The 9,570-nt window shown below is 46.9% G+C and carries 5 protein-coding genes; all 5 read right to left on the bottom strand.

Annotation, left to right across the window (positions count from 1 at the left end; genetic code table 11):
- Positions 1-211: 211 nt before the first annotated feature.
- The gene (locus P364_RS0133875; RefSeq protein ID WP_024634400.1) at positions 212-1,870 is read right to left on the bottom strand and encodes a response regulator transcription factor; all 1,659 of its coding nucleotides are present in this window, start codon (positions 1,868-1,870) and stop codon (positions 212-214) included.
- Positions 1,871-1,874: 4 nt separating this feature from the next.
- Entirely contained in the window at positions 1,875-3,626 is a 1,752-nt protein-coding gene (locus P364_RS0133870) for a sensor histidine kinase (protein WP_024634399.1), read from the bottom strand.
- 75 nt (positions 3,627-3,701) lie between these two features.
- Positions 3,702-4,592 carry a carbohydrate ABC transporter permease gene (locus tag P364_RS0133865; protein ID WP_024634398.1) on the bottom strand — a complete coding sequence of 297 codons (891 nt, stop codon included), beginning with the start codon at positions 4,590-4,592 and terminating at the stop codon, positions 3,702-3,704.
- Positions 4,593-4,607: 15 nt separating this feature from the next.
- On the bottom strand, positions 4,608-5,513 hold the full coding sequence (locus tag P364_RS0133860; RefSeq protein ID WP_024634397.1) for an ABC transporter permease: 906 nt from the start codon (positions 5,511-5,513) through the stop codon (positions 4,608-4,610).
- A 217-nt stretch (positions 5,514-5,730) separates the two neighbouring features.
- The gene (locus tag P364_RS0133855; RefSeq protein WP_024634396.1) at positions 5,731-9,486 is read right to left on the bottom strand and encodes an alpha-L-arabinofuranosidase C-terminal domain-containing protein; all 3,756 of its coding nucleotides are present in this window, start codon (positions 9,484-9,486) and stop codon (positions 5,731-5,733) included.
- Between the last annotated feature and the right edge of the window lie 84 nt (positions 9,487-9,570).

Genomic DNA, 9,570 nt, shown 5'->3' with positions numbered 1-9,570 from the left:
CTGTTATCCCCAGATTTCCTTTATCCCTTTTAGAAGGGAGAAATCCGGTGATAAAGGCGAACGCTCCGCTTCTAACAGGTCTCTTCTGCTCTCTCCGTTATGGTTTAATTTTGTTTCATCTTATATAGTTTTATTTTATAAAGAAAGCGCTATCACTTCGAGTGTACCCCGTTGACATCTGGTATCTTTGATTTACCATTTCATACTTGATCTAACTTTTTTGATCCCGATATTCCTGCGGCGTGCAGCCGGTAGCTTTTTTGAAGAATCGATAAAAATAATGCTGATCACTAAATCCGACCTTGGCGGATATTTCATGCATTTTGCAGGCCGAGCCGAGAAGTAATTCCTTACTGCGCTCAATGCGCCGGTCATGGATATAGTCGGATATGCCTTTGCCTGTTATGCGCTTGTACCAACGGGACAGATATGACGGATTGAGAGAAACCTCCTGTGCAATTCGGGTTAACGAAAGGTCATCCTCCAGATGGTGCTTGATATAATGATGAATAGTAATAAGAATCTGCGACTGATCATGGATGCGCGTAACACTTCGTTTGGAGATGATCCATTCATATGCCGATTGATAGAAAACCACCAGATCAGACCAAGCCGTATGGATGTCAAAATGAAGCATTCGAGACAATGCCATTTCCTCCATCGCCGATTCGTACAAGCCCAGTTCATGAAGAAGATCGATCAGCCCACTGCCTGCTCCTGTATAGATTCTCATTCGAAAGAATGGGTCCTGAAGCCCTTCTTTTGAAGCCTCTGTCCATTTGTGAAACGACTCCATCCACTCCCTATCACCTGCTGTAACCCGCTGCTTGATCTGATCCAGATGAAGGGCTGCAACACTCTGTTGATTTAAAATATTGGGGGTGTATGGCAAATCATGCTGCACATTGACACGAAGCAGCTTCTCCATCCCGAGTCCAGGGCCCTCATAAATAGACAGGCGCAACTGCGCGATGGCCTGATTCAGCCCGATCCACTCCACTGCCTGCTCGCTCACCATAATGGAGACGGACAGATTCAGGCAGTTCGCACAGGATTGCTGCACAGACTCCAGCGTTCCATAGACAAAACGCAGTGTCTGTTCCCACTTCTCCTGCCGTCCTGTATGGAAGCTCGATGGCTCCACCTTGGGTTGAACAAAGCAGGCAATGACTTGATAATCCAGATCGATTGCTTTGACCTTGGCCTTATCCTGAAGCAGCTCCTCCGCAACGTTGGCAACGGCATATCGAATTAAACTCCGGTCTGCCTGGGATTGATAGTTGTTCCACTCCTCGACCCGTATGATGACCGGGATTACAGGCTCAGCGGATATGAAGGGGAGCTGGACAGCATCCAATTCTTCCTGAAGCGAGGCGATATCATGCCGTTCCGTTCGCTTAAGGAGATCCAGCAGCAACTGTCTTTGTAGCTGAGGCAGCGCTCTGGGCAGCTTGCTGCGAAACCAGGCGTGCTGGTACCGGAAATCATTCTCCTCCGAAATTTGTGTTAACGCCCGCTCTACCGAAGCGCGGATATGACTCATGCCCTCTGTCTTTAACAGGTAATCCACAACACAAGGGTTGCGTATCGCTTGATGCGCATAATCAAATTCGTTATGACCTGTCAGCAAAAGAACTTTGCATCGTGGCCACCGATCCATAATCTTCTCGATCAGCTCCATGCCATCCATGCCAGGCATACAGATGTCGCTAAGCACGATATCAATTTTGACGGAATTCAACCACTCGATTGCTTCAAAGGCAGAGTATGCCTTAATGATCTCCATATCCTGCAAATCCGCCTTTTGAAAGAAAGCATAGAGTCCATCCAAAATAACCGGTTCATCATCTACAATTAACATTCGCTGCATACGACTACTCCCGTCTCCATGGAATATTTATAATTATGCATAGCCCGCCCAACGCACTGCGCTGCGCGCTAAGACCATAGCCTGTCCCAAACTTGATTCGTAAACGTTGATTCACATTCATCAGCCCTGTAATCTCTTCATTCCCAGATCTCTGATTCGCAGATTCTTGAAAGGACGCTTGCAGATTGCTCAAGATTGCATCCGTTAACTGATCGCCATCATCCTCAATTCGAATGGACAGTTTATCTTGATCCACTTGATAGGATAATTTCAGATCCCCCCCCTGACTGCGTTTGGCAAGGGCATGCTCGAAGACATTCTCTACAATCGGCTGAATGATGACCCGGGGAATGGCAATACCTCGATAATCCCTGCTTAGTTCCTCCAGTTGCAGCTGGACTCTTGACCCAAACCGGATTTTTTGAATCGAAGCATAGACCAAGGCGTGGTCCATCTCTTCACCGAGCGATACCTCGGAATGAGAATCCCTGGACATGTACCTGAAATATTGTCCCAAATAATCGGTAAACTCCTGAATCAATTCAACATTCTCCACCTCGGCCATTTGCTTGATGCTGAAGAGGCTGTTATATAAAAAGTGAGGCTGAATCTGAGACTGCAGATGTTTAAGTTCTGCCTCGCTGGTTCGAATCCGGGCAACATAATTTTCATCAATCAGAATATGTAAGCGCTCTATCATGTGATTGAAACGAGAGTACAAATAACCAAATTCGTCCCGTCTGGATTGTGGAATATGAATGCTTGTCTGTCCCTGCTCCGCCATTCTGAACCCGCGAATCAGCACAGATAACGGCTTGTGAATGGACCTGTAGATCGAAAAGGAGAAGATCATAATAATAACGATTGAAATAAGCGTCAGCATCCACAACCACAGATTGTATTGTTCCAGGGGAGCTTTGAGCACATCATTAGGAATGCTGGCCGTCAGCGTGAATGAGTGATCGGGATCATAAAGCGAATAGCACAGAAATGGATCGGATTGAAACCTCGTAACCTGTATGGATACCGGAGATTCTGGAGATACCTGTTGCAATTGTGCCGACGATGCAGGTTCATCAGAAGAAGAAATGACCACATTGTGGTGCTCTCCGAAGCTCAGCGTAATATCACTGCCCCCGGTTTCCGCGAGTTGCTGCAATCTGTGCTTCAATTCTTCAGCAGACAAACGTATGCCTAATATAAAATTGGGCGGTTCCTCATGATTCATGTTGTACGGGTTGCTTTTGAGAAAATAAAGATTGTTATCCGAATAAGACAGCTCACCATTCAGATTTCCCATAGTTGCCAGCAGATCCTTCCATTCGCCATCCTCTACATTGCGAATTCCGTCCACTGCGCTGACCCGCTTATGAAGAGCCGGTACGTAATACACAACATCACTGATATAGGGACTCGTTACCATGATCTGACCCAGCTTGTTGTGGATATTATTGAGACTGGAAGTCACCTCATACCTGCTCATGATCGCTGCTCGTGTACTTAGCGTGGACATCGTATCATCGAACGAAAATTCGGTCACAAGCCCACTCATTCGCTCCAGTTCGAATTGCAGATGATTGTGGTAAAAATACAGCTTCGATTCATGCGCCTTCTCCACTTCTGTCTGCATTTGCTTGGAGCTGGTATGTGTAATCATAATGCTGATTCCATATAGGGGCAGAATGACAAGCACAAAAGCAATCATCAGCTTGACGACAATGGATGCATTTTTCCAGGTGCCCACCGCAAATCTCATTTCCCTCCACTCCTTTCCTCAACGGCAAAAAGGAGCCGGAAATCGGCTCCTCCCATTGGCTTTCCTCCATCGATCTTATCCCTTTACACTGCCGACAACAAGTCCATGGACGAAATACCTTTGCAGGAATGGATACACAAGCAGAATGGGTATAACGGACAAAAAGATTTGGGATGCCTGAGTCGTTCTGTCCGACACCTGGCTTAACAGCGTTGCGTCCTCCAGGGTCATCATCTCACTTTGAAGCATCGTCACTTGCTGGAGCATCGATTGCAGATACGTAGCTAGCGGATAACCTTCCGGACTCTTCATGTAGATCATGCCATCAAACCAGGCGTTCCAGTGTCCTACCATGGCAAATAGCGTGATGGTTGCAATACTTGGCAATGAAATGGGAAGGTAAATGCTCCATAGTGTGCGAAAATGGCCTGCGCCATCCATCCATGCTGCTTCTTCCAGTTCCTTCGGCAAGCCTCGAAAGAAATTCAGCATAAGCAATACATTAAAGATGGGAACCGCCCCCGGCAAAATCAGGGCCCAGATTGAATCCAACAGACCTGCTTCCTTAACGATAAGATAACCCGGGATCAATCCCCCACTGAATAGCATGGTGAAGACAAAAATCCACGCATAGAATGTTCTGGAACGGAACTTTGCTGCCTCTTTGGAGAGTGGATAGGCTACAAGAATCGTGAAGACCAGATTGGTCGCAACCCCGAGTACAACGCGGAGAAGACTTGTGCCGAACGAATTTAGAAACTGCTGATTCTCCAGAATGTATTTATAGGAGGACAGGGTGAAGTCCACCGGCCAGAATGTCACACTCCCCGCCTTGACTGCATCACTTGAACTAAACGAAATCGCCAGAATATTCACAATAGGAAACAGACAGAGCAAGGCAAGAAGGGTCAGGGTGACGTAATTCAATCCCAGAAACCAACGATAGGCTCTCGAAGCATGATGCATGTTCTTGCCTCCTTTCTAGAAAATCCGATAATTGGCTAATCGATAGGCCAGGAAATATCCAAGCCCGATAAAGATGAACGAAACGACTGATTTAATGAGGCCCAATGCGGTGGATACGGAGTACTGGGCATCCTGCAAACCAATCCGATAGATCATTGTATCAAGAATATCTCCCGATTCGTAGACGAGCGGATTATATAGATTGAACACTTGGTCAAAGCCGCCATTCAGCACGTTTCCAAGGCTTAGCGTAACCATCAGTATTACGATTGGACGAATGCCGGGGAGCGTAATATGCCATGTCTGCTTCCATCTTCCCGCACCATCCATCACGGATGCTTCATACAAGGATTTATCAATGTTTGTCAATGCGGCCAAATATATAATGGTGCCAAATCCGAATTCTTTCCATTGGTCCGTAATGACGAGTATGTAAGGAAACCATTCGTTGCTGGCCAGGAACTGAACAGGTTCAACCCCTATCGCCTTAAGCAGCATATTTACGATACCTGTGCTAGGAGACAGCACATCCACAATGATCCCGGCCAATATGACCCACGAAAAGAAATGCGGCATATAGATGACCGTCTGTATTGTTCGTTTAAACGCTGTTTTGCGTACCTCGTTCAGTAATAAGGCGACAAGCACCGGAATGACCAAACCGGACACAATTTTCATCACGGAAATGAAAACGGTATTCCATACGACCTGACCGAATCCAGGCAGATCGAACAAGTACCTGAAATTGTCCAGACCGACCCAATTCATATTTTTGAATCCGGCAATGGGAGTAAAATTCTGAAAGGCAATGGAGAGTCCCGCCATCGGAATGTAACCGAATACAATGATGATGATCAGTCCAGGCAATATCATAAGATGAAGCGGAACGTTTCGTATAAATTGTTTGTAGTTGGAACGCATGAGCTGTCTCCTCCTTCAAATTCATTATAGAATCCGTCAGGAATCGGCCATAGTGTAGGCTATTTACTTTAGGTATCTTTTGTTGACCCTCTTCGTAGAAAGCCAAAAAACCGCGAGTGTCGCGGTTCTAAGACTAAAGCTGGTTATTATTGAGATATGAAGATGGTTCTGACCACGTAGTAACTCCGTGTGGAAATTATTGGTTCAACTTATATCATTATTTCTGGACATTCATAACCAGCACATTGACCGAATGGGCAGGGAGCTGCAACACAACCGAATCCTCCTGTAGATGAATCACTTGTTCTTGTGGAACAATCTTCTCATCGTTCTTCTGATTCACGTTGGGAACATGTAGCAATTCTTCATCTCCGCTAAGTGTTATCATTCTAGCAACAGAGGCAATGTTCAGATCCTGAAGGCGAATTTGAGTTGCTTTGTCCACCCCATCTGCGTTCACCAGCTTCACATACACATGCTGTGCATCTCTCGTAACGGAATGGAATACGTCCCGGTTGTATGCTTCGAGCTTGTAATCCAGAATTCGGCTGGTTGTGTGACCATCAGTATAAGAGCAGATTAGATTTCCCCCTGTGTCACCACCATAATTCACCGTAATCGTATAATTCGTATCGTTCTCCAGTGGTTCATAGTTGGCTGCCCGGAGATTTCCCGCCGCAGAACTGGAAGAATAATCACCCAGGGTGTAGCCTTCTACACCTTGTTTGTATACTTTGACTCCCGTTGCATTGCCGCCATATCCAATCGCGTATTCAATGACGTCCTTTTTCTTAGGGGATATATCCGTCAATCCCACACCGATGGTGAAGCCGTCCTCGCCCGCTATGCGCTGAATCTCAACTTCAACTTTATAATTCGTCCATTCATCGTTCAGAAGATATACCCCATTCAGACCGCTTGCCTGCGCTTTTAAGATCAGCCCTTTTCCCGTCTCCAGCATATATCCTGCCGATCCCGGAATCCGATTCCACGCCTCATTCAGAGCTGTCTGCTCCCTAAAATCTTCTGTAAACAGCACCCTGCCATCCTGGTTCGATGTGACCGTAATCCGTTGCACCACAATGTCAGCTTGACCTGTCGCAATCTCGATCCCGCCGCGCGGAATGAGCTCTATCGGTTGACCCTTGCTGTATGTTGAAAATGAAGTGCTCAGCACCTGATCGCCCACGTACTTGGCAAAAAGCTGCTGTACATAGTAATTCGGTGTGTACCACACCGTCTCATCATCAAACCAGATGCAGTCCGGTGTCCAGCGGTAGGTGCCGTCTGTCAGTACCTTGTTAAATAGTGGCGCATAGGCAGCCAGGCGAACAACGTCCGCATTATTTTCGAATCCGGTCATGATGGCCGCTTCGGCAACCGCACCTGCCAAGGTATTTTTGTCCGTTGACGCATATTCTCCCACAAATACCTTAGATGTCTCTTTCCAATCCATACTGCCATCTTCGTGATACGCCCGCTCATAATAGTTATACCGATCCACGTTATTCAGCAGATAGTCATTGGAACGATAGTAATGTTCATCGGCAATGGTATCCATATAGTTGTCCTGGTTCTCATACCAAGTGACCGTCTCCTCGATCACCTCTTTGCCATCTGCAAAAGCGACTTGAGCTGATCCGGTCAGATTGCCGCTCAGGAATTTCCATCCCTGCTGGTACGCATCATCGTCTGCCTGAGCGCCGACTGTCGAAATGATAAACAGCTCATGATCAGGATAGTTACACTTCATATAGTCATCAATTGATGTCTTGAATACTTCAAAGTTCGCAAAAAATTCGGTTCCCCAGTTCTCATTGCCTACGCCAAGATAACGCAGATCGAAAGGCTCAGGATGCCCCATGCTGCTCCGCATGGCCGCCCATTCATTATGTTCAATATCCGTGCTGAGCGCAAAATCGATCAGGTCTGTAAAGTTACGGATATAATACTCCCTCAAAGCGCCACCCGCCGGATGTGCATAATCCGAACGCGCCTGGCACAGAACCCCACAGGCCATGACCGGAACGGGAGCAGCATTCAAATCTTCAGCCAGCTGGAAATATTCCATGTATCCGAGGCCCATCGTCATCATGTAACCCCAGACATTATAGTTCTCCTTGCGAAGTTCAACCGGTCCCACCGAATCCTTCCAGTCATACACATTGTCCCAAATAAATGAACCTTCCGAAATGCATCCCCCCGGGAAACGCAGAAACTTTGGATGCAGATCGACGAGCGCTTGAACCAGGTCTTTCCGGAGTCGATAGTTTGGATTACCCGTGTAGTTGGCATGCGCTGACGCGGATATTCCCTGCTCTTTCGGATTGGCTCCCCATACATCTTGTGGAATCAACGATACCAAATCGATGGAAATGTCCCCATCGAAGGTGAGTGCCAATTGCCCCAGCGCAGTTTCCGTTCCAGTCAGGGTTACGTTCGAATTCTGGATTCCGTACTTCATCCATGTGTTACCACCTTCAACTTGCAGCGCAACTGAATCACTGATGGCATCGCCGTTCCCATCCTGCAATTGAATCGTAATCGTTCCTGAGGATACTGCCTTGGCCCAGACAGAAAAATCATACGCCTCACCCTTCTTAATGGACATGGCACAATGTTGGTTGGAATCCGAGAAGCCGCGATTACGAATCGTCGCACCAGCCTGAACCGTTACATAATAAGGATTCACTTCCGGGTCTTCCACGTTTAAATAAGTGTTTAATCCATCGGTCTGCTGCACGATCATTTTGTCGGTATCCCCGGACCAGGCATACAACGGATCACGGTTCCGACCTGTCGAACAACCACATTCTCCCGAGTCATGCGAGTACGTATCGAATGCAAAGGATTCAAACGAGCGGTTCTGAACAAGCTCTGCATAGATTCCCCCGTCTGCCGCATTGTTAATGTCCTCGAAGAAGAGGCCGTACATTACTTCGCTAATATCCGCCACACGTTGATCCCCGTGAATCGTAACGGTATATGGCGGGAGGTGCTCTGGAACAACAGAGACATCAAAACTTTTGTTTGACGTACTTCCACCCTTGGTCAAAAGTGCATTCAAACGAACTCCCTGTGCAGAGCTCAGAGATTGAATTTCTCCATTCGCTGACAGAACTTCAGGCTGACTTGAACTCCATTGAACGTTCACCTTTCCCCCTAGCAAATCTATAGGCAATGCTACATTTTTGGTAATAATCCGGGCTGGAGCAGACAAATATTTATCTCCGGCAAGCTTCACAATCTCTTCATCAGTCAGGGACTCGCACATCACCTCAATGACTTCATCCATGGATAGAGCCGCCTGATAAATCCGAAAATCAGATAGTGATCCCGCAAAGTCCACATCTGCCGAGTACTGAGAACGTCCAATATAATTACGGCTATAGTTCACAGGGTCCACGAACGAATCAAACCATCTGCGCAGCTTGGCATAATTGCCACTGGACGTCTGACTGATGGAGCCATCCGCCACTATCTCCCCATTCACATACACAATCGGACCTGCGCTGCTGCGTGTGCCGCCTTGACTGCCTGCCACCGACAAAGCAATATGCATCCATTCCCCACTGGCAAATCCGCGTCCCGGGTCTACAACCAAATCATCTCCCGCATATAACGTACCTCTCATCTGACGAGTCAGAAATAAATAGGGGCCCTTCTCGCCATTGCCGAAGTCGAAAATTCTCTCCCACACATTCGAACCTTTGCCCAAATGGACCCATACCGCAACAGTCACACCTGTGTTATCGCTTACATCTTGCAGCAAATTCGAAGGCAGCTCCAAATAGGATGTTCCGTTCGATCCTCCGGTAAAAGTCACCGCCCATCTGCCATTTACTTCGGAAATGCTGGGTAGTTTTTCTCCTGAGGCTGTTCCATTGTGTCCGTTCCCTGAGCTATCCTTGCCGATCTCGGCTGCATCTTCAAACTTGTAGTGTGCAATGAGTTGATTGTGAAATGTAGTCATGTTCATTCCTCCTATGTAACTTAAATTATCGTAGATGCCTCTCTTTAATTCGTATAAATGTAAATTAATTAATAAATATATAAA

It is taken from the genome of Paenibacillus sp. MAEPY2 (genome assembly GCF_000499205.1).
Classification (GTDB): Bacteria; Bacillota; Bacilli; order Paenibacillales; family Paenibacillaceae; genus Paenibacillus; species Paenibacillus vandeheii.
This window is presented reverse-complemented; position numbering and strand designations above follow the sequence as displayed.